Consider the following 26396-nt stretch of genomic DNA (forward strand, 5'->3'; position numbering starts at 1 on the left):
TCTCACTCTAAAAAGATAATAGTATGGATAAAAGGAAATTAGGACAGCTGGAAGTATCTCCGATAGGAATGGGATGTATGGGATTCAGCCACGGTTACGGGCAAGTGCCACCCGAAGCGTATACCATAGAAGCCATCCGCGGGGCATACGACTACGGCTGCACGCATTTCGATACGGCGGAAGCCTATGGCAAAGAACAATTCTACGCCGGACATAACGAGGAATTGGTGGGTAAGGCGATTGAACCGTTCCGTAAGAAGGTGGTGCTCGCCACCAAATTTCATATTGGTGAACTCTCGAAACCGGACGAGACGAATCTCTACCGGGAGGTACGCCGGCATCTTGAAGATTCCATGAGCAGACTTCGTACGGATTATATCGACCTGTATTACCTGCACCGTATCAGTGAGGCAGTCCGGCTTGAGGATGTGGCAACCGTCATGGGACGGCTTATTCAGGAAGGACTGATACGTGGTTGGGGATTGTCGCAAGTATCGGCCGACCAGATACGGGCGGCACATAAGATTACTCCATTATCCGCCGTCCAGAACATCTATTCGATGGTGGAACGCGATTGCGAAACGGAGATTTTTCCGGTATGCCTTGAAAAAGGAATCGGAGTCGTACCGTTCTCGCCGATTGCAAGCGGATTCCTTTCGGGCAAGGTAACGCCACAGGATCAGTTCGGCTTCGATGACGTGCGGAAATTCGTCCCCCAATTATCGAAAGAGAATATCGAGGCCAACCAGCCCATACTCGATTTGCTGCATCGGTTCGCTGTGGAGAAACATGCTACCAACGCCCAGATATCGCTTGCGTGGATGCTCCATAAATATCCCAATGTCGTACCTATTCCCGGTTCCAAGAATCAGGAAAGGATTCTGGAGAATCTGGGAGCTTGGAATGTCACGCTTTCCGATGATGAATTCCGGCAGCTACAATCAGCGTTGGATGAATGTAAAGTACACGGACATCGTGGGTGTGTGGAAACGGAACAGACGAGTTTCGGTAAACAATGGAGTGAAGAAACAGATAAGTGAATTAAGTCACATTCAGTCCGGTACTGAATAATCAAGAAAAAAGGTAGTGAACTTCCTGGCAAAACAAATTGAGCCTCGCAGCAAAGACGTTGCGGGGCTTTGCCTTTACCTTTGTATCAAAGGAATAACTTAAAAATAGCAGATATGAAAACGAAACTCTTATTTTTCTTTGTATGGCTTGTGTTGTCCGTTACGGGTTGTTCCGCAGGTGAACCCTAAACGGATTTGCCAAGTACATCTCCGGTTGAAAAACCGGAAGAACCTGTCGAACCTTTCGGGGATGAAAAAGTGTTGATTGTCTATTTTTCGGTTCTTCTTTAAATTTGGTGGTAAATTCTTTATTTCTTTATTTTCAAGTTGATAATTGTTCTTTTTGTTTGCTTTTATAAGAAAAAATAGACACAGGCTGAATAAGATAACTTAAGTTTCGGAAGTGAGTTTACGCCGTCTGAACCGGTATCTTCATCCTTGTACCTTTTTTCAATTAACATTGTTAACGCCTTTTGCAGGTTCGTGAATTCAACAAGCAAGTGCAAATTTACAACAAGTAAGAGGAAAACATCTCAAATGGTGTTGAGAAATCCAATTTTTTTCTTGGTCTGTTATTGATTTTATTCATAATAGCGTCAATATCGGTGTCATTTATTTTTTTTATAGGTGAAGACTTTGGAATATATTGTCTTATGAGTCCATTGGCATTCTCTATGGCTCCCTTCTGCCATGAAGAGTATGGATCAGCAAAATACACAGTGGAATCAAGCCCTTTGGCAATAGCTTTGTGGGCATAAAACTCACATCCGTTATCCGTGGTAACGGTCTTGATGTTTCCTTTGTATGGTGACAAGAGTTGTATTGCTGCTTTCGCAAGTTCTTCAGCATCCTTTCCAAACTTGAGCTTCTTCATGAACAGCATGTTCGTACTACGTTCCACTATCGTAAGGATGGCTCCTTGATTATTGCCGCCAACGATGGTATCCATCTCAAAGTCTCCGAATCGCTTGCCGTCAGCCTCAGGAGGCCGTTGGTGTATACTTGCCCTGTCCGGTATCATGGTATGTTTTCCGACAGGTCTGCGACGGTGCTTCAGTTGATGCCGGCAATACTTATACAAGCTACCTCTTTCGATGTACTTGTCTTTACGGATGATGGCGTAGATTGTCTCATGTGAAATTCTGACACCGTTTCTTGCCAAATAGCCTGATATTTGTTCCGGAGACCACTGTTCATGTTTCAGCAAGTCTATAGCCATAGTACGGACATAGGGCTTGACAGAACGGTTGCCGGGAGCCTTATGTCTGCGTTTGTCTGCCTGACGCTGCGCCTTGTCCCACTTATACACTCCACGTGAACTGGAATTGCGCTCCAGTTCGCGTGTAATGGTGGAATTACTCACTCCAATAGCTTTCGCTATCTCGCTTTTCCTACACTTCTTTTGAAGTAACACGGAAATTGTGTATCTTTGTTCTGAGGTTAGTTGTTTGTACATAAGCAATGCAAAGTTAACTAATCATGAGGAGATTTCGGTCTCCTCTTTCTGTTTGTTCACATTGCTTGTTGTATTCTCTTTAACGGTTCCGCTCTCAGGAGACTTTGCGTCTCCTGCCGCTGAGGCAAACCAATGCAGTGTTTTTCATGGTTGAGGGCTTACGACACACTGTCGTTTTTGCACTTCTATCTTGAACTTACAGTTGTCAGGTTCTTGTGCGCAAATAACAAGTCTTTTGCATTTAAAGAACTTCTTATTCACATCCAAAGAACAAGCTTTAACTCTGTGTTAAAACAAAGCTTTTGAAGACAGAAATCTTACTTTTTAAAGATATTGATTTTCAGCTGGTTTAGTATAAAATACGCTTCTTCACTTCACGGATGGATTCTTCAGGAGAAAGCTGGGATACTTGCTTTTTTGTCAACTATAAACGAGGGTTTACACTTCTGAAAACTGAATTAGATTCCATGAGTAAAAGAAAACTTACCACCAAATGGCCTTTGAGTAACTTGATATATTAATATGAATCTGTTTGTGAAGTTAAAATAATAGGTTCTATAACAAATGGGGTTTAGAACAAAAAATTGAGAAAAATAACATTGTAACATGTTTGCAACTTGGTTGCAAGAAATATACTCTATTTTTGTCCCGAAAGTAAAAACCAAACAGATGAAGCGTATCTTTTTCGTATATCCACTTGCCATAGCGACACTATTCTTAATAGTGCTTTCCGCTATTCCGCATCACCATCATAAAGAGATGATGTGTACGGTGATGGAATTATGTGAACAAGACGATATCTACAATGATGGGCATACGGATCATGAGGCGGGGCAAGATGCACATAATGAAAACACCTGTGTATCACAAGCTGGTTATATTTTTCCTTCCAGCGTTGATAAAAGTAATCTGCATGATGGAAGCCTGATGAATATCCACTTGCCGGTTCTATATCTGTTTGCTGACATTCTGACTATTCATTTCGATATACCAATCTCTGAAAACACATACGATAGGTATGTTGTCTCTTATACGTCCGTAGTGTTGGGTGAGAGCAGCGGATTGCGTGCTCCTCCCTATTTTTTCTCTTAAGTATTTATTGCAGGGTTTATAATACTGTAATATCTGCTATTCTTTCCGGTAACTGTAATCAGTTACCTCCAATATTTATCTTTTGATAATTAGATTTCACCACTTTGGGAGAAAGCCCAAACGAACCAGAATCGGTAATGACAGGGATATGTGCTCTGACTGTTTATGACACGGTTAAAACTTTCTTGGCTAATCAATTATGGAACAAAATATGAGGTTGTCAATCAATGTGAAATCGAAATTTTGGATAGACGATATTTTCCCTTTCAGATAGACCATTGCTGCCTGAACAGGGCTTCTTGGGGGCAACGATTATTAGTTCGGTGATATGCTTGCAGATGCCGGAATGGGTATTCTCAGTATTCGTGTTGTTTATTGGCACTATTCTGTATTACAGAGGAAACTCTCAAACAAAAAAAATGGGGGAGTAGCCTTGTCTTTGCGTTGTTTTACAATGGTTGGCAAGGTTGTCCTTCCTTTTCAATTCAACTTTAAAATATAACAAAAATGAAAATATATATATTTATTATACTGGCTGCGGCCACTTCAATCTCCCTGATATCTTGCGATTCGAAACAGAGTGACACCCGCTCGGCCTCTTCCTCAGAGGTTCACCGGAATGACGACGGTCATGATCATCGGGAAAGTGATGGAGACAACCATAGTGAAATAGAGAACTCCGGCAAGGGACATGAGGACGAAATCATTTTCACTCGGCAACAGGCGGAAGCTATCGGGTTGGAGATATATAATGTGGTACCCGGATCTTTTGCACAGGTAATCAGAACCAGCGGACAGATACAGGCAGCCCAAGGAGATGAAGAAACTATTGTCGCCACGACCAATGGTGTCGTATCTTTTCCCGGACAAAACATCATCGAAGGAGCAACTGTTGGTGTGGGAAGTACTATTGTAACCATTTCAGCTAAAAATCTTTATGAAGGAGATCCGGTGGCAAAAGCCAAGATTGCCTATGAAACTGCCTTGAAAGAGTATCAGCGTGCAGAAGGTCTGGTAAAGGATAAGATTATTTCCGCTAAAGAGTTCGAACAGACTCGTATGAAATATGAAAATGCCAGAACTGCTTATGAAGCCCAAGCTGCCAATGTAACTGTTTCCGGGGTAAAAGTTACTTCTCCCATCAGTGGATATGTCAAAAACAGGCTGGTGAGTCAGGGGGAATACGTGACTGTCGGACAGCCTGTTGCTACAATTTCCAAGAACCGGAGATTGCAACTGCGAGCCGATGTTTCAGAAAACTATTTCAATGAACTTAAGAAAATCAGGGGAGCCAACTTCATGGTATCCTACAATAACAAGGTTTATAGGTTGGAAGATCTTCACGGGCGTTTATTATCCTTTGGCAAAGCCGCTGCTGAATCTTCTTTCTATATCCCGATTACTTTTGAGTTCGATAATATCGGTGATTTCATTCCCGGTTCTTATGTAGAGGTATACCTGCTCACCACTCCCCAAAATAACGTATTTTCTATTCCTGTTACTGCATTGACGGAAGAACAGGGTATCTATTTTGTCTACCTGCAAATAGCAGAGGAGGAGTTCGTGAAGCGTGAAGTCGGTATCGGAGAGAGTGACGGTAAAAACGTGAGAATACTTTCTGGCTTGAAAGAGGGTGAGAGAGTGGTCGTTAAAGGTGCTTATCAGGTAAAGCTGGCTTCTAGTTCATCGGTGTTGCCCGAAGGGCATAGTCATTAATTATAAAAGGAAGAAATCATGTTGAATAAAATTATAAAATTCTCTCTGAACAACCGTATTGTTGTTCTGATAGGGGCTCTATTGTTGATTATTGCGGGAACTTATACTGCTGTGAATATGGAAGTGGATGTTTTCCCGGATCTGAATGCCCCTACTGTTGTTGTGATGACGGAGGCTAAAGGGATGGCTCCTGAAGAGGTGGAGCGTCTGGTGACTTTTCCGGTAGAAACCGCTGTAAATGGTGCCACTGACGTACGTCGTGTGCGTTCTTCTTCTACTACAGGTTTTTCTATTGTATGGGTCGAATTTAATTGGGGTACGGATATTTATCGTGCCCGTCAGATAGTCTCCGAGAAGTTGGCTGTGTTGGGTGACGCCTTGCCTTCCAATGTGGGTAAGCCAACCTTAGGTCCACAGTCCTCCATTCTGGGAGAGTTGCTTATTATCGGTTTGACCTCCGATAGTGTATCCCTACAGGATTTGCGAACGATGGCAGACTGGACTATCCGTCCCCGTTTGTTGTCTACTGGCGGTGTAGCCCAGGTAACAGTTTTAGGGGGTGATATTAAAGAGTACCAGATATTACTTGATCCGGGTAAGATGAAATATTATGGAATCGGCTTGAACGAGGTCATAGACGTAGTGAAAGATATGAATCAGAATGCCGCCGGTGGTGTTTTGTATGAATTTGGAAATGAATTTATTGTTCGTGGCGTATTATCCACTAATAAGGTGGAGGCCCTTCGTAAGGCTGTAATTAAGAATGTTGATGAAGTACCCATTACACTGGAGAATATTGCTGAGGTTAAAATCGGTGCTAAGGCTCCCAAGATGGGACTGGCTTCCGAACGCGGTAAAGCCGGTATATTGTTGACTGTCACCAAGCAACCCAACACAAGTACCCTTGATCTGACCGGTAAGTTGGATAAGTCTTTGGAGGATTTGCAAAAGGTATTACCTAAAGATGTGAAGGTTACTACCGATATTTTCCGTCAATCCCGTTTTATTAATAATTCGATTGATAATGTTCAGAAGTCTTTATATGAAGGCGGTATCTTTGTAATTATTGTACTGCTCTTATTCCTGATGAATATACGTACTACCGTTATTTCATTGATTACCATACCGCTTTCGGTTATTGTAGCTATTCTTACTTTGAAGACTTTGGGGCTTACCATCAATACGATGAGTTTGGGAGGTATTGCCATAGCTATCGGTTCTTTAGTGGATGATGCAATTGTGGATGTGGAGAATGTATTCAAACGCTTGCGGGAGAACAGGCAAAAACCTAAAGAGGAACAAAAAAATGTTCTGACAGTTGTCTTTGAGGCCTCCAAGGAAGTACGTATGCCTATCTTAAACTCCACTCTGATTATTGTAGCCAGTTTTGTTCCTCTTTTCTTCCTTTCCGGAATGGAAGGCAGGATGTTGGCACCATTGGGCATTACTTTCGTTATTTCACTTTTTGCTTCCACTGTGGTTGCTCTGACCCTTACACCGGTTTTATGCAGTTACCTGCTGAATAAACCAAAGAACAATGGTGAGGAACATGACCCTTATTTGGTTCGTAAGTTGAAATCCGGTTATGGGATGGCTTTGCGGTGGACGTTATGCCATAAGAAAGTGGTTTTGGGAGCTATCGGAGCCATTTTGATTGTTTCGTTGGTGATGATGGCTTCCTTTGGACGTAGTTTTCTTCCACCTTTCAATGAAGGCTCGTTCACCGTGAGCATCAGTACTTTGCCCGGTATTTCTCTGGAAGAGTCTGATAAGATAGGCCGGATGGCCGAAGATATACTTCTCTCGGTACCGGAGGTACAGACTGTAGGACGAAAGACCGGACGTGCTGAACTGGATGAGCATGCCTTGGGTGTGAACACTTCCGAAATAGAGGCGCCGTTTATACTCGACAAGCGTTCAAAGGATGAAGTTCTGACAGAAATCCGGGAGAAAATAAAGGTTATTCCGGGTGTGAATATTGAAATTGGTGCACCTATTACACACCGTATCAATGCTATGTTATCCGGATCGAGAGCTAATATCGCCATAAAGTTGTTTGGTACGGACTTGAACAGGATGTATGAAATCGGAAACCAGATAAAAAATTCGATTCAGGATATTGAAGGTGTAGCCGACCTGAATGTGGAGCAGCAGGTAGAACGTCCACAGTTAAAGATCGAGCCCAAACGGGAGATGTTGGCTAAATATGGCGTTACACTTCCTCAGTTTGGTGATATTGTAAATGTCATGCTGGGAGGTGAGGCAGTGTCTCAGGTATACGAGGAAAATAGGTCTTTTGATTTGACGCTGAAGGTGAATGATGCCAGTCGTGCTAGTGCCGAGAGAATACGCAAGCTGATCGTGGACGCCAATGGTCGTAAAGTGCCGTTGGAAAATATTGCCAATGTGACATCATCGATGGGGCCTAATACGATTAGCCGTGAGAATGTGGCTCGTAAGATTGTTATTTCAGCCAATGTTGCCGGTCGTGATTTACGGGGAGTAGTAAATGATATTCAGTCGAAAGTTGACAGTGAGATACAATTACCCGAAGGATATCATATTGAATATGGCGGACAGTTTGAAAGTGAGCAGGCTGCTTCGCGTATTATCACTATCACTTCCATTTTCTCTATCCTGGTTATTTTCCTGCTCTTGTTCAAAGAGTTCAAGAGTGCGACTCAGTCATTGGTAATCCTGCTGAATCTGCCACTTGCACTGATTGGAGGTGTGTTCAGTATCTATTTCACATCCGGTATATTGAGTATCCCGGCCATTATCGGGTTTATTTCTCTTTTTGGTATTGCAACCCGTAACGGTATGCTGTTGATAGACAGGTATAACAGCCTGAGAGCTTCCGGAATGTCTGTGAATGACAGTATCCTGCACGGTTCTCTGGACCGTCTGAATCCGATTCTGATGACAGCTTTGTCTTCCGGATTGGCATTGATACCGCTGGCATTGGGAGGTGAACTGCCCGGTAATGAAATTCAAAGTCCTATGGCCAAAGTTATCTTGGGAGGACTTTTGAGTTCAACTATCCTCAATGGATTTATTATTCCTATTATATACCTGTATATCAGTCGTAAACAAGAAAAGAAAATTGAAACAATTGAACTAACTGAAGACTAAAATGAGAACAATTATATTAATAATGGTGTTGCTGGCAAGTGTGTCACTTGTCGCCCAAGAAAACATAGACAGCATACTTTTCTCCATTGAGGAGAATAATTCAACCCTGAAAGCATTGAGAGAAGAAACAAACGCTCAGAAATTGGGGAATAAGACAGGTATATACTTGTCCGACCCTGATGTAGAGTTTGGTTATCTTTGGGGAAATCCCGGAAAGATCGGTAATCGCCAGGATTTCAGTATCAAACAGACTTTTGACATTCCGACCCTTACCGGGATGCGAAGTCGCTTGGCCGGCAACCAGAATAAGCTGGTAGAACTTCAGTATGCTTCTGAAAGAATTAACCTGCTTTTGGAGGCGAAGCAATATTGCATTGATCTGGTTTATTATAACGGTTTGAAAAAAGAACTTAAAGTCCGGTTACGACATGCACAAGCCATAGCCGATGCTTATCGACAACGACTGGATCGTGGAGACGCCAGTATTCTGGAGTACAATAAGGTTCAGTTGAATCTTTCCACCGTGCAAGGGGAGATGTCAAGAATAGAAGTGGAGAGGAACGCTCTTCTTTCCGAACTCAAACGATTGAATGGTGGTATGGATGTGATTTTTGAGGCGAGCAACTATTCTCCGGCTTCGCTGCCTGCTAATTTTGAAGACTGGTATCTGTCGGCTCAACAAAAGAATCCGCTACTGCAATATGTAAAGCAACAGATAGAGGTCAGTAAGGAGCAGGTAAAGCTCGGTAAGGCCATGATACTTCCGAAATTTTCAGCCGGTTATTCGCTGGAAAGGACCCTTGGACAAAAATATCAGGGAATAAGTGTGGGGATTTCCATCCCTTTATGGGAGAATAAGAATCGGGTGAAGCAGGCTAAAGCCGGTGTTGTGGCGGCACAGGCCAGAGAGCAGGATAGCAAACAGCAGTTCTATGACAGGCTCCGGAATTTATATATGCGTGCCAGTGGTCTCCAGCAGACAGCCATTGCCTATCGTGAGTCCCTCAAGGCACTCAATAATACCGCGTTACTGATGAAAGCACTGGATGTGGGTGAGATATCCTTGTTAAACTATATCGTTGAGATAGGCCTGTATTATGACACAGTTAATCAGACGTTGGCTGCCGAGCGTGATTTTGAAAAGGCTTTGGCAGATTTGTCTGCTGTTGAACTCTAAAAAAACGACCTATGAGAAAACTAAAAAAGCCATATTCTCAAAATTGGAGAGGTCTGTCTGCCAAATGGCTGTTTATTTTGTCTACTGTTTTAGGGATTATAGCAGGGACTTGTTTTTGGATTTTTATTTCTCGCTGTGGAAATGAGGAGTGTTTTTTAAATTATGATCCATTGCCGGAAATGTTTATTGGTGGCGTAATAGGAGCGTTTTTATATGTTATCATATGGGGTATGACGTCTGATATGTGATATGGTTTAGGAAGTCCTGCATGAACGATAAGTTTCTGCAGGACTACAAAAAATCACACTTTTTAATAAATTACCGCTTGATATTCTATCAATAGATGTATACTGAATAGAGTACATCGTGATTGGAATATCAATGCGGTAACCAATATTTAGTAGGTTTTCGAACCTCATCGGTTTTAGTTGTAAAAAGAAGTGTTAATTATTGCTCAAGACTTCTATTGCCTGTTTTAATGTACGATCAATATGAGTAAAAGGTGAAAGAGCCATTTCACGAACTTCATCTTCTGTTAGTGGGTCTACTAGTAGGTCCGGTTTGATACCTATTCCTTCTATTACAGTATGGGTTGCATCCTGCATTGCAAGTAAAGGCATATAAAACTCTAAATAGTCACTAACCTTTCCTCTTATTCCTCCGTTGAATTGATCCGAATCTCCCAATCCAGCAGTTGCACCAGCGCTATAGCCTCCTACGACTGTGACATGTTTTCCTTGGCTTTTTAACATTAAAGTGCTGATTTCGGACATACTAGCACTATTGTTATCTAAAAGAATAACTATCGGTATTTCCTTTTTTATCCCAATGCCTGTTGTTTTTGTCATGCAAGGTATCCATGGGGTATAACTGAATGGATTATTATCTTCCTTAAATCTTTGGTAACCAAATATAGCATCTTTAGTGATAAAACGATCTGTAAATGTTCTTGCATCAAGTACCATACCGCCACCATTTCCTCTAAGATCCAGTATTATCTTTTTTATTTTTCCAACTTTGAGGGGTACCAAAAAGTTTCTATAGAAATCTATTTTATATTGATTGTTGATGACATTATCTATGTTTGATAGAAAGACGGTATATTCACATGCTAATTGTAAATGTTCGGTTGAGCGCTGTTTAAACCATGTAGTATAATTAGGATTTAATCTAAATTCTTTCAAACCACTTAACTGTGATAATTCAATATTTATATCAGGCGCATTTTCTTTTGCTTTGGATAATGCTTCAATAAAACTATTGTCTGGATTTTCTGATTGATTAAAATCCGCTATTTTTTTTATTGCATCTTGTGCGATTTCAGACCTCATGAAGGAGTTAAACTTATTCATGTATTCTATCGATTTCTCAATTAGGGCACTTTTTACTGCGGGGTCTTTAATTTTATTCGCTTCGACAGTATCTCTGATCTCTTTTTCTGTTAAATAGTACGGACTTTTATCGTCTATATCCAAGTATTCGCTGCCAAATGACAATATATAATGATTACTTATTGTAAATGATTTAAAGCTGAAGTAATATATGTCAGGATTGTCTGATAAGAAACCACCTAACATATCGTTGGCCTGTCCGAATACTCCTGTTTCAGATTGTATTTTAGATCTCATGTATTCATACTTGAGTTCAAAAGGGTAAGTATATATCTTTTCTTTACTCTTCATACCACCATGAAAGTAGATATTTCTGATAAAACTATGCGATACAGGAAGTGAAATCTTTACATAGAAGTGCCTGTCTATGATGGGATCTATGATTTCTGTAAAATATTCTATCGCTTTATTACAATCTTCTGAGATTTCCGCTTTGCTATACTGCTTATCTCTGTTGAACGTTTTCAATTTTTTGAATTTCGGAGCATATTCATTATATACCGTTTCCCAATTAAAACTGCTCTGCTCGTAAAAATAATTATATCTTTGATTCATTGTATTCCAAAACACATCAAACAGGTCAGAATATGATTTTATATCGTTTGCTGTATACCGTGTTGGTTCTTTGGTTGATTCTGTAACATCTTCAACGCAGCTGCTGGAGATAAAGATCACAAGAAATAAAAGAAAGGAATGACGTAATGTCCAATTATATTTTTTAGCTTTCATAATCTATAATTTTAAAATTTATAGGCAACGCCTAACGATATGATGTTTGAGATTCTTTTTGATTTACGATTAGAAGAAGTTTTTGCTTTGTATATATCGGTAAGACCATACTGATAGGTATATGAAGCAAAAACGTCGATCCTATTGAAAGAATAGCCAACTTCTCCTGTCCCCTCTATCCCGAATAGGTTTCTTTTCAAGTTGTTTTCATTTCTCTTAAAATCGTATGTTTCATTTACCTGAGCTTTGATGTAGGAACCATCTTCTTGTAATTGTGCAAAGATTGGATATTCGCCTTTCCGATGCATTTTTGTGAAGTACTCATAGAAGACGCCACCTTGAACTTTTAGCCATATACCATTTTCTTTATGAGGGTTATTAAAAAGATACAAGCCTACATTTAACGGTATATCCATAAAGTTGTTTTTATACAGTGTATGTGTTCCTGTAATATTATCCGTCTTTTTGTATTCATAATTCTTTTGTATGAATCCCAGTCCTGTTCCTACTATAAAATTTTTAAAAAAATTATATTCAAGATTTACCCTTGTTGCAACACCTGTTTTGGTATTATAACGTGTATTGACCAAATTAGAAACATCGCTATTCAAAATGCTTTTGGATAGACCGGCACTTAAACTAACTTTTAGTTTCTGTGCTTTTACTGACGAAGGAATTGCAATAATTCCTAGCAGAATGAAAATTACTAATTGTTTTTTCATAAAATTAATGTTTAAATTAAACATAGAACCAATTGTTTGTTATGGTTCGGAATAAATAATTTATAATGGATAAAATATTAGGTATAGTAGGAACAGGTATTGAGTGTATATGAATGGTTGTCACGAGAAATGCACAACAATTTAATCATCTATGGAGTTGTATGCTATTCATATCCATAGCATGCTCAGCAATAGTAAATATCTTATGCTGGCAATATCACTTGACAAATCCCTTTTTTAGAAAGAATTCGTCCATATGCTGATTATCTCTATAAATTTTAAATTTCTTCATAATAATATAGGTTTTGATTAAAATAAGAACTTCTACATTTCGCAAAACTATTATTCTAAGACACATAACAAACACATTTCATTGCTTTTTTTTAGGATTTATATGAAAAATACCATAAATATGTTAGATGATATTGATAATATTGCCTCATATGTTGATGCTTTTAAGTGGATTTCCTATTCTTCATTTCGATAGAATGTGTATTTATACCCATGATGTTTATACCCAGATATCGTTTCTGTTTTCCTTTATCACGTGCCGCATGCAGACCGATTCTTTTTGATTTGAATTTTTTAAATGAAATAAGCTACAGATTTAGTGCCATGATAAGAATTTCCATTCCTAGCGTGAATTATTAGTCCTTTTTGAAAAGGATAGTAAAGCATTATCGGCATATTACCTATTTTAAGGTATTGAGCAGCCAATGAAAACTGTCTAATTTTGCGTCTGTTTAGTTTTCTTCGGAATGAATATACGAATGAACATACTTTTATGCTTTTTATGGCTATTTTCAGCTACCCTGTCCGCTCAGCAGGTGAAAATAGTCAAAGGACATGTTTGCGTTCTTTCCGAAGATTCGATAGAGAGAAGTTTGCCTTATGCAAGCGTGGTCGTTTTGGAAGGAAAGGATTCCGCTTTTGTAAAGGGGATGGCGAGTGATGCAAATGGGAGCTTCAAGTTGGAGTTTATACCACAAAAGCGAATGGAATACTTGTTGCGGATATCTTATATCGGTATGTCAACTATCTTTCGGAAGTTAGATCTGCATATGATGGATACTGATTGTGGACATATTCTGATGAAAAGTGGTATCAAACTGGCCGAAGTGCTGGTGACTGCTCCCGTCAAAGAGATAGATATGGTAGGGGATACGACCGTAATTAATGCTGATGCCTACCGGACTCCAGAAGGCTCAAATCTGGAGGAGTTAGTGAGAAAGATTCCGGGACTGGAATACGACGACCGAAGTAAATCCTTATCATACAACGGTCTTGTCATTAGCGAAATCAATGTGAATGGTGAGGCTTTTTTTTCAGGGAATCATGTATTGGCATTAGAAAACTTGCCGGCCGATTTAATAAGTAGGATAAAGGTCTATGATAAGCGTAGTGAGATGGAAAAGTTTACCGGAGTCAGGACTGTTGATGAAAACTATGTGCTCGATTTGCAAACCAAAAAAGATCTTAATGGTACGTTGATAACTTCGGTTGCTGTGGGAAAGGGAAATAAGAAAAAGAAAGAGGCAGAGTTAATAAGCAACTTTTTCAAAGCTGATGGAGAAAACCTGTCCGTTATTGCCAAGAGTGGTAATCGTGATATAACCACTGAGAATAAAAAGAATCGTCAAGACAACATAGCGGTCAATTTCTTGAAGAAGTTTGGAGAAACAGTACATATCAATGGGAATATCATGTACAACAATGCGATTAATGGTATTAACGGGACTTCCTATTATGAGCAATACCTGATGACAGGAAACCGTTATCGGTATGCGACCGATAATGGTTATCATACGAATCGTATGATAAGTGCCATGTTAAGTGCGAGATGGAACATTGACAAAAAGACCTTGCTTAATATTTCGGGAAGTTTTAATGCTCTAAAAGGTATTAATGATGATAGTAACAGGCAAGCTACTTATAATGCAGATCCAAAGTTAGATGTAACAAGTCCCTTTAATAGAGACGCGAGTGAGCAAATTGAGGATAGTATACGGGTGAATGACATCTGTATGACTTCGAGGTCATCAAGCATTAACCGACTATATTCTATCGGTGCTGACATTACCCGACGACTGAATGCAAAAGGTACAAGTTTGGGACTGACCGTTCAATATTCGGAGGAACGAGGCAACAATAAAGCTTTCTCTTTATCATCCACTACCTATTATCAGTTACAGAATGTAAAGGGCAATGACTCTATACTCTACCGTAACCAATATCAAGAAAGTCCGAACAGAAACCGTACTATTAAGTTGGGACTAATACTGACACAAATACTTCGCAAGAACTTGAGGGCGCAGTTGTCATACATATTTAAATTGGATAACCAAAGTCGTGACCGTAACACTTACGTTCTTTCTCCTGTGATAGACGGTGAAGAACATACACCTACCGGTAATTTTCCGAAAGGTTACGAAGTGGAATATACCGATAGTTTGAGTAACAAAAGTCGTAGTCATACGATGGCACATGGAGTTTCCCTTAATCTTAATTATACTGATAAAACGTGGGAGATTACTATCGGTTTGTCCGTTACACCCAAACGACAAACTCTTGACCAAAAGACAGGGTGGACACAGGCTGATACATTGAGATATTCTGTAAACTATCATCCCACTCTTACCATCTTATGGCGCAAAAGAAAGACATGGGTGCAACTAAGTTATGAAGGGAATACTCAACAACCAGGACTGGCAGAATTGCTTACGCTAACAGACAACAGTGACCCTTTGAATATCATTCGTGGGAATCCCGATCTAAAATCTTCATACACCCAAAAGGTAAGGTTTGAAGTTCGGGATACGAAAACCGGGCTAAGCGGTGACGTGAATTGGACGAGCATGTTGAACAATGTGACGAGGGCTGTGATATATGACAGTCAGACAGGAGGTATTGAGAGCCGTCCTGTGAATGTCAACGGGAATTGGAATATAAAAGCTGCCATGCGTTATCAAAAGCGTATTAATCATTACTTCAATTTGTCTGCACGTACCGGTACTTCATTTATCCAAAGCGTGAGTCTTGTAAACGATGGACAACGAGAACAGCCCGAACGTAGCGTTACCCATAATCGACTGTATAATGCCGGTCTACGTGTAGGCTACCAACCTAAATGGGGAGGTTTTGATTTGAGCGGTGACTGGCGATTCCGCCATTCTACGAATCTTTTAAGGGAAACAAACAATTATATTCGTGATTATTCTTTCGGATTGACCGCTTACGCCGTTTTTCCGGGTAATATACGTTTGAAAAGTGAGACAACCCATACGTTTCGCAACGGTACCAATATCAATAGAAGTGAGGATAACGAAGTAGTTTGGAACCTCCACTTGTCATGGAGTTTTCTTAAATATAAGAAAGCTGAACTTTCTGTGTATTGGGCGGATATTCTCAGTCAGAAAAAGAGCTATAGCCGTAACGTTACATCCCATGGATTGTCCGAACGATATACTCAGCAGATCGGCAGTTGTTTCATTGTATCTTTTAAGTATCGTTTTAATAGACAGTTATAGGGGAATCACCTCTTCATTTCTATTTAATTTACCGATTAATAGGTATTGTCAGGTATAATTGCCTACAGTAAATTTGCAACTATTAAAATATATATTATAAATAGTGTAATGAAATGAACAATTTGAGAAACTATCTCGGTTTGAGTGCTCTTACAATGGGCCTGTGTTTAATGTCGTGCAATGACGACAATACACCGTCATATAGCCAAACGACTATGAAGAATAGTGAGTTGAAGACAATTTTGCAACAGAAAGGATACCAATTTAATGAACAGGGTAACTTACTGTTGGATGATTTAGCTAATAATACTACTACTTTAGATTTATCGGGAACAAAACTTTCTGACTTGTCGGAACTTGATATTCTTCCCAATCTGACAGAAGTAAAATTGTCAGATAACGATTATGGTCCTGTATTCGACTTTTCAAAACTGCCCAAACAGATTACAGGAATTGATCTGACTGGTAATGATATTTATGATTATGATAATCTTGTTAACGTTGTAGTAGAAGAAAATGGTAATGAAACAGTAACAGATTTGCATGATATTACCAAACTTTACCTTCCCTGGACAGCTAAAGACAATATTAAGGATCTGGTACGTTTCTATATTAAAAATAAGGACGCTATAACAAATGGGAAAATAGATATGAAGATAAAAGATGAGAGCGGAACCTTACAAACGTATACCACATTGAGGGAGGTGCCAGATGAAAATTTGCGTACTTATTTACAGGCCAATTTTTCTGATTTATTCAATGGTGACCAAATAGATCTTAGCAAGCATTTGGGATATGCTCAAAAGACTACGATTCTGCTTATTCAAGCTAATGCCGGAGTGACTAACTTTGAGGGAATACAATACATTATACAGAATCCTTATTGGGAAGGTGCAGCAGTCGCTCTTTATTCTGCTGCGCAAAGTGGTGCTAACATGCCTTCTGTCAAATTGGGTAAATATGTCACCAATCTTGTATTGAATAATCTGAATGTGAGAAGCTTGGACTTGTCGAATGCCGGAAGTCTTTTTGTACTTAATATCGGAACTGTTGCCGGTTTGAGCACATTAGATTTAACCCACACTATTTGGGGACAGCGTGAAAAGGAGATAGAAGCAGAGGAATCCAAAGGCAGTTATTTGATCGTTTATGATTGTCCTTCGCTGAAAGAAATTAAACTGCCAAAGAAAGATGAGCTGAAAACGTGCTTCTTAGATCTTGAATGTTTGGATGCATTGGAAACATTTGATATATCTAATCTGAAGATGGTAAAGAATCTTATTTTTGGAAATTTACCGGAAAATTTCAATCTCGTTTATCCAGAGCTGACTGTTTTTTATTCTCCGGAAGGGAGGTCTGCAACTTCTTTTTGTTGTTCAGAAAGTACATTCAATAGAGAATCGACAAAGACGTTTCTTGATAGATATTATACTAAAGGTACGGGAGTTGAAAAGTTAGGATTTAGTATCTCTATGAGTTGTAATAAGAATGATGGGTACAATTGGAGAAAAGCTCTTAAGAAGAAGTCTTAGGAGATGTTTATAATTTTTGTTTAATTTAATGCTTTAATTTTATGAAAAAAGGTATTTTGTTTATTGCTCTTTTTGCAGCAAGTTTCGGATTTATGCAGTCTTCTTTCGCTGCACCGTTGATGAGTGCTAACTCTATAACCAACGTGTTGGCTATAAGTGACTATGAAGGCACTTATAGCGGTACGATGGATAATATCATAATGAAAGGTAAGCCTTATGAATCACGGGCTGCAACTTATAAAATAGAGGGTGGCCGTTTGAAATGTGATTTTCCGCAGATAGGTAGTATGCCGGGTACAATTACTATTTCTTTGGCTGTGGAAGTAGATGAGGAAACCGGCGAGATTACAGCTTACAACGGGGACGAAGCAGGCACTTTGTCGCTTCCGTTGGGAATAAAGGTCAAATTGTATTTGGACGACTTGAGAGATGCAAAGATTACGGATAATGGTGGCTCTAAACAAATAGAATTTACACTGGACGTTTCCGGTACATTCTTGGGAGCTAATTTCCCTGCATCTGTGCATTTTGTAGGTACAAAATAGCAGCAAGTGTATCATAGTAAGATTATTATATTTTGCCTGACACTAATTTAAAGTTCTAAAGGAGTTAAGGAGGAGTTTTTAGTGAATACCCCTTAACTCCTTATCCTATATAATTTATTTATTGTAATCCAATCGGAGAGGTATGGGGGACTTGCTTTAATCCTGCTGCCCTGCTTTTGCTAACTTCCTTTAGTTCGATAGTGGTTTACAGTATGTTTTATTTCTTTCTACAGGTATCTGTAGAAGAAATCAATAAAAGAAAATCATTTATAAACTATATAAAAAGAAAACTGAAATGTATAATAAAATAAGATTTGATACTTTTATGTTGATTTGCTTCTTTATGATAACAATTCTCGGATTAAGTGCGTGTGATAGCGATGAAAAGATAACACAGGAGCCACCTTCCCAGACATATGTTAAAAAGGCAAAAGAGATTCTTGCAGGAGATATTGTACTCTCTACCAGAGCAACAATGAATGGTGTGGACAAGACATTGTTGAAGAGTGGTTGCCCAACCAAATTTAACTTTTCCTGGCGTGAGGACGGTATGATGATACTGAACCTGAGTGATTTCAGCGTAGGTGCTATGCCATTTGCCATTAGCTTCAAATGTGCTACGAAAATCATGCAGCTCAACAGTTGGGAACAGGATGAATATCCCGGAGATGGATGGATTAAGTTTGTTGGTACAGATGGTAATGTTACGACTTCCGGTGATGATGCCGAAGATAATCAAGAAGGGAGCGGAGCGAGAGTAGATGGTTATTTGAACGTGAATACCAACCAAATAGAGTTTATTGTAGATTACAATATGATGAATGTCCGCACTGAAACATTTTTGCAAACAATCGATAAAACCCGTATCGATCGCTTTAAGGAAGAGTTTGCACAATACGAGAAAGATTTGGAAGAGGCTAAGAAAGACCAAGGAAAGGCCTAATCTTTCTTCCGTTGCATAATATGTTTTTAACGACGAATGAAAAGAGTAACTACAATTCTATTCTTAATGTTGCTGATATGTGTTCATACGGCAGCACAACAAAAAGTCAAGTTAGAGGTGTTGGAGAAGGGCACGGAACAACCCATTATCGCAGCCAATGTGATCTATGCCGATAATGAAGCTTTGCGAAATCCCCAATATGCCATTACGAATACATCCGGACAGGCTGAATTAAAGCTTCCTTCTAAGGGAATCTGCTATTATAAGGTGACTTATATCGGCTATGTACCTGTGACGGGGAAGATTGGAGGGACACAAGATGAAAAAGTCATTTATATGAAAGAAGATAACTTGGGAATAAATGAAGTTGTCGTGACAGGTTCACGTACAGCCCGTCCCATCAAGATGTCTCCGGTTACGACACAGGTACTTGGCGGCAAAGCACTGGTAGATGCCGGATATAGTAATCTTCAACAGGCACTGCAGCAGGAAACGCCTGGACTTAACATACAGAAAGTGGGGTTCGGTAATGAAATCTCCATGCAAGGGTTGGACGCACGCCATGTGTTGTTTTTGATGGACGGAGAGCGCATGACAGGCGACATGGCGGGTAATTTGGATTACGAACGTTTTAACCTGCATGCCATAGATCGCGTCGAGATAGTGAAAGGTGCGAGCAGTACCCTCTACGGATCACGTGCGGCCGGTGCAGTCATTAATTTGATTACCAAGAAAACAGACAAACCTCTCTCGATAGATGCCGGAATACGTTATGGGCAGATGAATGAACGCAATTACAAGCATCCGCAACCGAAGGACTTCCTTTACATGTTTGAGCAAAATGCAGATCGCCCTAACTTACAAAGCTGGGTATCTGCCGGATTCAAGGCCGGAAAATTCACGTCGCAGACCGACGTATGGTATAGCGAGAGTGATGCCTTTTATATGTATCAGGCGGAAAATGACAAGAAAGTTTACACAAAGGAAGCGAATCCCTTCTTGCCACATGACATAATTGTGGTCAGCAATGCTGTCCGTCCACCCATGGGTATCGAAGGCAAAGAGCACATTACGGTATCGCAGAAACTGTACTATAATCCGAATCCGAATCTGTCGGTGCTGGTTTATGGCAGTTCTTTTTTCATGAACACGTATGACTTGATACAGGATATGACGTTCAGCCAGGCACGAGATTGGACAGCCGGGACTAAAGTGACTTATCATGTGAAAGACTGGTTTAGTGTGACAGGAAGTCTGCACGCTGATTTTTACGATCGCTTCAAACGCCATGAACGTATCGACAAGCGGCAGAAGGATTATGAAAGTAGCATTTATCAGCCACGTTTGACCGTTACGAGCAATTACTTCAACGGACACAGCTTAATATTGGGTATGGAGCATACGTCGGATGAATTGACTTCCGATCGTTTCTCCGGCAATGCTAACCATGACCTGAAAACGCGTGCATTGAAAGAAACAGAATACTTTCTGCAAGATGAATGGACCATCAATCCTCGGTGGATGATATCTGCTGGTATCCGTACTAACTTCTCGAAAGCATTTGGTTTCATGGGAATGCCCAAAGTGGCAGCCAAATATTCGCCTGATAAGCATTGGAGCCTTCGTGCCAACTATTCGATGGGTTATCGCTCACCGAGTATCAAGGAGTTGTTCTTCAACTGGGATCATCTGGGAATGTTCATGATCCGCGGTAATGAAAATATGCGACCGGAGAAAAACAATTATTTCTCGCTCGGAGCGGAGTACAGTAACGACCGTTTGTTTGTTTCCGGAACAGCATACGGTAACTATTTTCGTGATAAGATTGAAGGTGTATGGCGTATTTACGATATGCAGTACAATTTTGAGTATACCAACCTGAGCCAACAACGCCTGCTTGGACTGGAAGTGCTGGCACGATGGAGTGTGCTGGACTGTCTGACGCTGAATGGAACTTACAGTTTTGTAGATGTAAGTAAGAATAAAGGCATACAGGTGAATACCACCTCGCCCCATGCGGCTACGGCAAGCATGGATTACAAATACATGAAGAAAAATTATCGATTGAACGCTGTGTTCAGTGCCTCTTATATGGGAGGGAAAAAGTTTGATGTACAGGACCGGGTGTTTGTAAAGGAGGAGAATAAAAGCTATGATGCCTATTTTCGGTGCGACCTGCCACAATATGTACTTTGTAATTTATCCGTTTCGCAGACTTTTTGGAATAAGGTGAAATTGACGTTGGGAATGGACAATCTCTTCAACTATGTACCTAAAACACTTGGCTCAGGGATCACCATGTTCAATGTGCCTGCCACAGCCGGAGCACGTGGATGGGTACAGGTAGAGTTCATGCTGGATGATGTGATAAACTCTTTAAAGAAAAAGAAATGAAACATACAGGATTATTCAAAACCCTCTGCTTTTGTGCAGGCTGTCTTCTACTGTCTGCCTGCGTGGACTACAGTGATATACAACCCTTCGATGGGAAAACTTTACCCCGCAAGTCGGGCTATACCACCGGAGTGACAAATGACTGGATTTACTTCAACCTGCGTACGGGAGAGATTTTCAATGCACTGGGGGTAAACCGGGATATCAAGGAAGGTGGGCAGATGAATCGCACAGACTGGGATCTGGCTTTTTGCGGTTACGTGATGCGTACCAATTCCGGTACGAGTGGGATCGGTCGGGGAGGAGCTGCCGATTTGGGCTATGGGAACTACGAAAATTGGACAAGTGTGGCTCAATTACCCTCCGATCTGAAATGGGTGGAAGACAATCAAGAGGTGTATGTCACTATGTCTCAGAATGACTGGAATCACTATCTGATAGAAAATGGTCTGGACTTCAACAGTAATCCATGGTTTGATCCGAATAACGGACCGCAGAAGACTACAACCAACGCTAATCCCGTACTGGCTCAAGCCATGAGTTTTGCCGGCCCGCCTCCTGTATATACTCCCTCATATCATACTTATGTGGTACGTACTGCTGATGGCAAACATTACTTCAAGATTCAGATCATCAGTTGGTATGATGCGAATGTGGAGATAGGTGATGAAGGCGGACGTCTAAGTTATTACTGTGACGAACTGCAACCATGAGAAGAAGTAATGTGATAGAAATAGTTGCATGCCGTCCTGTCAGTGGCGCCATGTTGTATAATTAAGTATATTAAAGTAAACTAATGAAATATGGAACAAATAACCGATGTAAAGACGACAGAAATGAACCTGATGCCATCTGCCGGTTCTAAACGCTATTGGTGGAAAGCAATAGCTTCTTTCCTGATGGTACTGTTTACTATGCCTTTGGGGCATGCACTGATGATTATCATGGAACATGTCATGAATGAGACCGTGTTGCATTATTCTGCTTTTGCTATGGGAGCGGTGGGGATGGTCATGGTAATTATAGGCGTGTTTGCCCAAGGAGATACCCGCCAGACGCTATGGGGCTTTTTTGGAGGACTGCTTTTTTGGACGGGTTGGGTGGAATTTTTATTTATGTATTTTGCCAATCGTTTCGGTACACAACCTGAACTGGATCCGGTGACGGGAGAAATCGTGACCCGTCCTGAATATCTGATACTGCCCGCTTCTTTTGGCTTTTGGATGATGGTGATGGTAATGTATTTGTTCAGTACGAAGAATGGCTGCAATTTCATCAACTGGTGGCAGCGTTTGTTATTGCGCGGACGAAAAGCCGATATAGCGGCACGTCCCATGACACGCCATGTGTCGATCATCACCTTTATGGAACTGATGATGATCCTGTGGACTTCTTATCTTGTGCTGATGTTTTGTTATGACGATGTATTTCTCGGCGAGCATCATCCGGTGACACTGTTAGTGGGATTAGGATGTCTGGTAGGAGCGTTCTTTATCTTTGTCAAGCAATTACGCATTGCCTCGTGGGGAGCGAATATACGTATGGCTATTGCTACAGTGGTGGTGTTCTGGACACCGGTGGAGATACTGGGACGCATGAATCTGTTCAGTGAGATATGGATTGATCCGATGAACCACGTGATGGAGATGGGTATTATTCTTGCTGTGTTCATTATCCTTGCTGTTTATCTCTGGTACATGAGTGCAAAGAAAAAAAAACGGTAAAATGAAAGATAGTAAATTAAAAACGGCAGGTATGCGGAAACTTCACTGGGGTAAAGCGGTTGTGTCCATAGTAGTGACACTGGCTGCTATGCCGTTGACCCATAGCCTGGCACGTGTCCTGAAAGAGGGAACCACAGGAGTGGAGCAGTTTTATGCCGGAATGGGAATGGGGGCTTTCGGATTATTCATGGTGATTGCGGGAGTGTTTGTGAAAGGGCATATTCGGCAGACTTTATTGGGATTGTTCGGAGGAATGTTCTATTGGATGGGAGCTGTCGACTTTCTGTTTATGTATTTTGCCAACCGTTTCGGTACGCAGGCACAACTCGATCCGGTGACAGGAGAGGTCGTCAGCCGGCCGGAGTATCTGTTACTGCCTGCTACCTTCGGTTTTTGGGTTATGGTGATGATACTCTATCTGTTCTGTACCCGGAACGGATGCAACTTCTTGAACTGGTGGCAGAAATTATTTTTCGGCAAGCACAAAAAGGAGATTGTTGTCCGGGCCATGACGCGCCACACAAGTATTGTAGCTTTTATGGAAGTGATCACTATGCTATGGACGTGTTACCTGGTACTGATGTTTTGTTATGATGAACGGTTCTTTGGCGATCACCATCCGGTGACACTATTGGTGGGAATGTTGGGACTTATCGGTTCGATTTTTATGTTTGCCAAATTGCTGCGTCATGCCTCGTGGGATATGAGTTTACGGTTCGGCTTTGCCACCGTCATTATTTTTTGGATAGCGGTAGAGGTGTTTGATCGTATTCATTTGTTCCCCGGTCTGTGGGAAAATCCGGGTGGATATAAGCAGGAATTGTTTCTTATAGCGGCTTCTATCATTTTTACAGGGTGTTGTCTTGTATATAATAACCTATTCGTTTTAAAGAATAAATGAAACCTTTTATATTCAAGGTTATGCTTTTATATTCATATACCAATGAAAAAATCCGGTTCGTTATGAACCGGATTTTTTCATTGATTCTTTGCATTCAAAGTTTTCGTTATGCCTCTTTTATCTCTTCGCCCTTTTCGTCCAGAAGTACGGTAACTTCCTGAGAATCTTTGGTTGTAAGAATCACCTTATAAATCTTACCGGTCTCTTTGTCAGCCGAATAAACTTCTTTGATTGAGGCACCTTCATAAGATTTAGCCAAGGCATTCATAACTGCATCCGGAAGTTTTTTGGCATCAATTTTCGTAAACTCATCTTGTGGAGCTTGTGCCTGCGTTTCTACTGCCGTAGAGTTTTCAACTTCCTGTGCAAATGCTACAGAACTACCTAATCCCATTACCAATGCTACTGCTACTAATACCTTTTTCATGATCGTAATTTTTTAAATGATTATTAAAATTCTAACCTGTTATCTCTTGTACAAATAGTATTGCAAACGGGATGCCAAAAAAACACTTGAAATATAAATCATTGAAAATTAATGTGTTGGTTGTCTGGAATAATGGTGGTGTGAAATAAATTATGTGGAATAGTGTAGAATTGGGGAACACAGTATTGGGGAAAATAATATAAAGGGTGAGTATTGCTGTCGTCCGAATGTTTGAAGGTGTCATTCCAAAACCACTATTTATAGGTATTGTGTGTCAAAGTGAAATGCCGTAATTTTACGTCCGGAAATAAAACGCTGTTCGTCATATGCAAACACTCAAATCGGATATACGCAACCGGATTCTGTCGGCCGCAAAAGAGCAATTTATGCAGAGAGGATATTTGAAGACCTCTATGCGCGAAATAGCCGATGCTGTAGATGTAGGCGTAGGAAATCTCTATAACTATTTTGAGAATAAAGATGAGTTGTTTTGTGTGATACTTCGTCCTGTATCGGATGCTTTGGAGCGAATGCTGCAGGAACATCATGGAGCCAAAGGAGCAGATATTATGCTTATATGTTCCGAAGAGTATCTCAAGTCTGCTGTCGATGAATATATATCCTTGATAAACAAGCATGGTGAGCTGATGAAGATTCTATTGTTCCATTCACAAGGCTCTTCATTGGAAACATTCAGGGAAGACTATACAAACCGTTCGACGGAGATTGTTAAAACATGGTTTGCCGAAATGAAAGAGAAGCATCCGGAAATCAATGTGGTGGTATCGGATTTTATGATCCATCTGCAAGCAGTCTGGATGTTCACCCTTTTTGAAGAAATGTTGAAGCATGCTATCGATAGCAAGGAAATGGAGTATATCGTGCATGAGTATATATTGTTTGAAATTCAAGGTTGGAGGGCTTTGCTGAGAGTATGAGCAATAGAAGACAAAAATATAAATCGCCGTTTACCGGATTAAAATTGAGAAGAGAATCTTTACGAAGGTTCTCTTCTTTTTTTGTGAACGATTTTGAATACCGTTCATTTTTCAGCGCTACTCTGACACTAACATCATAAAAGTATAGAATGAAACAAAAACATGAATTTGAAAACATCGTGGCGGAAACATTATTGATTCCGCTTTACATGAGAGCCAAGGAGAACCGTCGGAAAAATCCGATTCTATGTGACAAATTGGCTGAGCAACTGGTTGAGAACATCGAATATGATTATTCCAGGTTCGATGGGGCCAAGTTGAGTGAAGTAGGTTGTGTGATACGCGGTTGGTATTTTGATCATGCTATCCGGCGGTTCATTGACACTCACACCCGCCCGGTAGTGGTAAATGTGGGTTGCGGACTCGATACCCGTTATCAGCGTGTCGGAAATGATGGAAAGGCCGTATTTTATGAGTTGGATCTACCGGAGGTTATTGCTATACGTCGTCGGTTGATACCCGAACCGGAGAATGATTGTTACCTGTCTGCATCGTTGTTGGAAACCGATTGGATGGATAGGATCCGACTCCTTCATCCCAATGGAGATTTCATCTTTGTTGTGGAAGGAGTATTGATGTATTTTCGTGAGGAACAGGTACGGACATTTCTACATAACATAACCATGCGCTTCGAAGGCGGCGAGTTGTGGTTCGATGTATGCGGAACGATGATGAGCCGACGTGGTGTGAAGCCCGACTCCTTGAGGGAACATAAGGCGCAGATACGTTCGGGGATAGATGACGGGCATATGGTGGAGTTGTGGGAACCCGGATTGCATTTGTTGGAACAGGCCAATTATATGAAATTTTTCCGTTCCCGTTGGGGATTTTTTTTCGGGCAGATATTGGGCAGGATGACGAAGTTGTGCTACAAGTTCAGTTCCATGCTCGGGTATAAAATAGGATAAATAAATCGGTTG

20 protein-coding genes are annotated in these 26396 nt (G+C 40.6%); 16 read left to right on the forward strand and 4 right to left on the reverse strand.

The features are described 5' to 3' along the window. The first annotated feature begins 23 nt into the window (after positions 1-23). The gene (locus BF9343_RS10090; protein WP_005817807.1) at positions 24-1040 is read left to right on the forward strand and encodes an aldo/keto reductase; all 1017 of its coding nucleotides are present in this window, start codon (positions 24-26) and stop codon (positions 1038-1040) included. Between the two features lie 538 nt (positions 1041-1578). Here BF9343_RS10090 and BF9343_RS10095 read toward each other — a convergent pair. Next, on the reverse strand, positions 1579-2526 hold the full coding sequence (locus tag BF9343_RS10095) for an IS30 family transposase (RefSeq protein WP_010992881.1): 948 nt from the start codon (positions 2524-2526) through the stop codon (positions 1579-1581). 606 nt (positions 2527-3132) lie between these two features. Between BF9343_RS10095 and BF9343_RS10100 the strand changes: the two genes are divergently transcribed. The 5 genes from BF9343_RS10100 to BF9343_RS10120 all read left to right on the forward strand — a co-directional run bounded on the left by BF9343_RS10100 (position 3133) and on the right by BF9343_RS10120 (position 9891). Then, complete coding sequence (locus tag BF9343_RS10100; protein ID WP_010992882.1) at positions 3133-3618, forward strand: DUF6769 family protein; 486 nt, start codon at positions 3133-3135, stop codon at positions 3616-3618. Between the two features lie 507 nt (positions 3619-4125). After that, positions 4126-5334 (forward strand): efflux RND transporter periplasmic adaptor subunit, encoded by a 1209-nt coding sequence (locus tag BF9343_RS10105; RefSeq protein WP_005803349.1) that lies wholly within the window; start codon positions 4126-4128, stop codon positions 5332-5334. Between the two features lie 18 nt (positions 5335-5352). Beyond that, a complete protein-coding gene (locus BF9343_RS10110; protein WP_010992883.1) occupies positions 5353-8466 on the forward strand; it encodes an efflux RND transporter permease subunit in 3114 nt (1037 codons plus the stop codon). A gap of 1 nt (position 8467) precedes the next feature. Continuing rightward, the gene (locus BF9343_RS10115; RefSeq protein ID WP_005787341.1) at positions 8468-9643 is read left to right on the forward strand and encodes a TolC family protein; all 1176 of its coding nucleotides are present in this window, start codon (positions 8468-8470) and stop codon (positions 9641-9643) included. Positions 9644-9654: 11 nt separating this feature from the next. Continuing rightward, positions 9655-9891 carry a hypothetical protein gene (locus BF9343_RS10120; protein WP_005787343.1) on the forward strand — a complete coding sequence of 79 codons (237 nt, stop codon included), beginning with the start codon at positions 9655-9657 and terminating at the stop codon, positions 9889-9891. A 195-nt stretch (positions 9892-10086) separates the two neighbouring features. Here the strand turns inward: BF9343_RS10120 and BF9343_RS10125 are convergent, their stop codons facing one another. Both BF9343_RS10125 and BF9343_RS10130 read right to left on the reverse strand, forming a co-directional pair. Then, the gene (locus tag BF9343_RS10125; RefSeq protein ID WP_010992884.1) at positions 10087-11763 is read right to left on the reverse strand and encodes a S41 family peptidase; all 1677 of its coding nucleotides are present in this window, start codon (positions 11761-11763) and stop codon (positions 10087-10089) included. Between the two features lie 11 nt (positions 11764-11774). Beyond that, positions 11775-12509, reverse strand: a complete 735-nt coding sequence (locus BF9343_RS10130; RefSeq protein WP_008768673.1) for an outer membrane beta-barrel protein — start codon at positions 12507-12509, stop codon at positions 11775-11777. Positions 12510-13243: 734 nt separating this feature from the next. Between BF9343_RS10130 and BF9343_RS10135 the strand changes: the two genes are divergently transcribed. The 8 genes from BF9343_RS10135 (at position 13244) to BF9343_RS10170 (ending at position 24051) form a co-directional block, all read left to right on the forward strand. After that, entirely contained in the window at positions 13244-16012 is a 2769-nt protein-coding gene (locus tag BF9343_RS10135) for an outer membrane beta-barrel protein (RefSeq protein ID WP_010992885.1), read from the forward strand. Between the two features lie 113 nt (positions 16013-16125). Further along, positions 16126-17544, forward strand: a complete 1419-nt coding sequence (locus tag BF9343_RS10140; protein WP_010992886.1) for a leucine-rich repeat domain-containing protein — start codon at positions 16126-16128, stop codon at positions 17542-17544. Between the two features lie 41 nt (positions 17545-17585). Then, on the forward strand, positions 17586-18089 hold the full coding sequence (locus tag BF9343_RS10145; protein ID WP_005803361.1) for a hypothetical protein: 504 nt from the start codon (positions 17586-17588) through the stop codon (positions 18087-18089). A 295-nt stretch (positions 18090-18384) separates the two neighbouring features. Continuing rightward, entirely contained in the window at positions 18385-19032 is a 648-nt protein-coding gene (locus BF9343_RS10150; RefSeq protein WP_005803364.1) for a DUF4903 family protein, read from the forward strand. Positions 19033-19068: 36 nt separating this feature from the next. Then, positions 19069-21426 carry a TonB-dependent receptor gene (locus BF9343_RS10155; RefSeq protein WP_010992887.1) on the forward strand — a complete coding sequence of 786 codons (2358 nt, stop codon included), beginning with the start codon at positions 19069-19071 and terminating at the stop codon, positions 21424-21426. Next, the gene (locus BF9343_RS10160; RefSeq protein ID WP_005787358.1) at positions 21423-22139 is read left to right on the forward strand and encodes an HmuY family protein; all 717 of its coding nucleotides are present in this window, start codon (positions 21423-21425) and stop codon (positions 22137-22139) included. The genes BF9343_RS10155 and BF9343_RS10160 overlap by 4 nt, the downstream gene beginning before the upstream one ends. Positions 22140-22229: 90 nt before the next feature. After that, a complete protein-coding gene (locus BF9343_RS10165) occupies positions 22230-23150 on the forward strand; it encodes a hypothetical protein (RefSeq protein ID WP_005787364.1) in 921 nt (306 codons plus the stop codon). A 1-nt stretch (position 23151) separates the two neighbouring features. Continuing rightward, positions 23152-24051: a hypothetical protein gene (locus tag BF9343_RS10170; protein WP_005794270.1), complete on the forward strand. Its 900-nt coding sequence runs from the start codon at positions 23152-23154 to the stop codon at positions 24049-24051. 106 nt (positions 24052-24157) lie between these two features. Here BF9343_RS10170 and BF9343_RS10175 read toward each other — a convergent pair whose 3' ends face one another. Next, on the reverse strand, positions 24158-24478 hold the full coding sequence (locus tag BF9343_RS10175; RefSeq protein WP_005787369.1) for a hypothetical protein: 321 nt from the start codon (positions 24476-24478) through the stop codon (positions 24158-24160). A gap of 326 nt (positions 24479-24804) precedes the next feature. Here BF9343_RS10175 and BF9343_RS10180 point away from each other — a divergent pair, with 326 nt between their 5' ends. Next, positions 24805-25416: a TetR/AcrR family transcriptional regulator gene (locus BF9343_RS10180; RefSeq protein ID WP_005794267.1), complete on the forward strand. Its 612-nt coding sequence runs from the start codon at positions 24805-24807 to the stop codon at positions 25414-25416. A 149-nt stretch (positions 25417-25565) separates the two neighbouring features. Further along, the gene (locus BF9343_RS10185) at positions 25566-26384 is read left to right on the forward strand and encodes a class I SAM-dependent methyltransferase (RefSeq protein ID WP_005787374.1); all 819 of its coding nucleotides are present in this window, start codon (positions 25566-25568) and stop codon (positions 26382-26384) included. Positions 26385-26396 lie beyond the last annotated feature (12 nt).

The sequence above is a fragment of the Bacteroides fragilis NCTC 9343 genome, assembly GCF_000025985.1.
GTDB classification, from domain to species: Bacteria; Bacteroidota; Bacteroidia; order Bacteroidales; family Bacteroidaceae; genus Bacteroides; species Bacteroides fragilis.

Bases quoted from the DNA above. Each gene is read 5' to 3' on its own strand.
- BF9343_RS10110 (WP_010992883.1), top strand. From the start codon at position 5,353: ATGTTGAATAAAATTATAAAATTCTCTCTGAACAACCGTATTGTTGTT.
- BF9343_RS10170 (WP_005794270.1), top strand. From the start codon at position 23,152: ATGAAAGATAGTAAATTAAAAACGGCAGGTATGCGGAAACTTCACTGG.
- BF9343_RS10150 (WP_005803364.1), top strand. From the start codon at position 18,385: ATGTATAATAAAATAAGATTTGATACTTTTATGTTGATTTGCTTCTTT.
- BF9343_RS10185 (WP_005787374.1), top strand. From the start codon at position 25,566: ATGAAACAAAAACATGAATTTGAAAACATCGTGGCGGAAACATTATTG.
- BF9343_RS10125 (WP_010992884.1), bottom strand. From the start codon at position 11,763: ATGAAAGCTAAAAAATATAATTGGACATTACGTCATTCCTTTCTTTTA.
- BF9343_RS10130 (WP_008768673.1), bottom strand. From the start codon at position 12,509: ATGTTTAATTTAAACATTAATTTTATGAAAAAACAATTAGTAATTTTC.
- BF9343_RS10105 (WP_005803349.1), top strand. From the start codon at position 4,126: ATGAAAATATATATATTTATTATACTGGCTGCGGCCACTTCAATCTCC.
- BF9343_RS10145 (WP_005803361.1), top strand. From the start codon at position 17,586: ATGAAAAAAGGTATTTTGTTTATTGCTCTTTTTGCAGCAAGTTTCGGA.
- BF9343_RS10160 (WP_005787358.1), top strand. From the start codon at position 21,423: ATGAAACATACAGGATTATTCAAAACCCTCTGCTTTTGTGCAGGCTGT.
- BF9343_RS10135 (WP_010992885.1), top strand. From the start codon at position 13,244: ATGAATATACGAATGAACATACTTTTATGCTTTTTATGGCTATTTTCA.
- BF9343_RS10090 (WP_005817807.1), top strand. From the start codon at position 24: ATGGATAAAAGGAAATTAGGACAGCTGGAAGTATCTCCGATAGGAATG.
- BF9343_RS10100 (WP_010992882.1), top strand. From the start codon at position 3,133: ATGTTTGCAACTTGGTTGCAAGAAATATACTCTATTTTTGTCCCGAAA.
- BF9343_RS10165 (WP_005787364.1), top strand. From the start codon at position 22,230: ATGGAACAAATAACCGATGTAAAGACGACAGAAATGAACCTGATGCCA.
- BF9343_RS10120 (WP_005787343.1), top strand. From the start codon at position 9,655: ATGAGAAAACTAAAAAAGCCATATTCTCAAAATTGGAGAGGTCTGTCT.
- BF9343_RS10115 (WP_005787341.1), top strand. From the start codon at position 8,468: ATGAGAACAATTATATTAATAATGGTGTTGCTGGCAAGTGTGTCACTT.
- BF9343_RS10140 (WP_010992886.1), top strand. From the start codon at position 16,126: ATGAACAATTTGAGAAACTATCTCGGTTTGAGTGCTCTTACAATGGGC.
- BF9343_RS10175 (WP_005787369.1), bottom strand. From the start codon at position 24,478: ATGAAAAAGGTATTAGTAGCAGTAGCATTGGTAATGGGATTAGGTAGT.
- BF9343_RS10180 (WP_005794267.1), top strand. From the start codon at position 24,805: ATGCAAACACTCAAATCGGATATACGCAACCGGATTCTGTCGGCCGCA.
- BF9343_RS10095 (WP_010992881.1), bottom strand. From the start codon at position 2,526: ATGTACAAACAACTAACCTCAGAACAAAGATACACAATTTCCGTGTTA.
- BF9343_RS10155 (WP_010992887.1), top strand. From the start codon at position 19,069: ATGAAAAGAGTAACTACAATTCTATTCTTAATGTTGCTGATATGTGTT.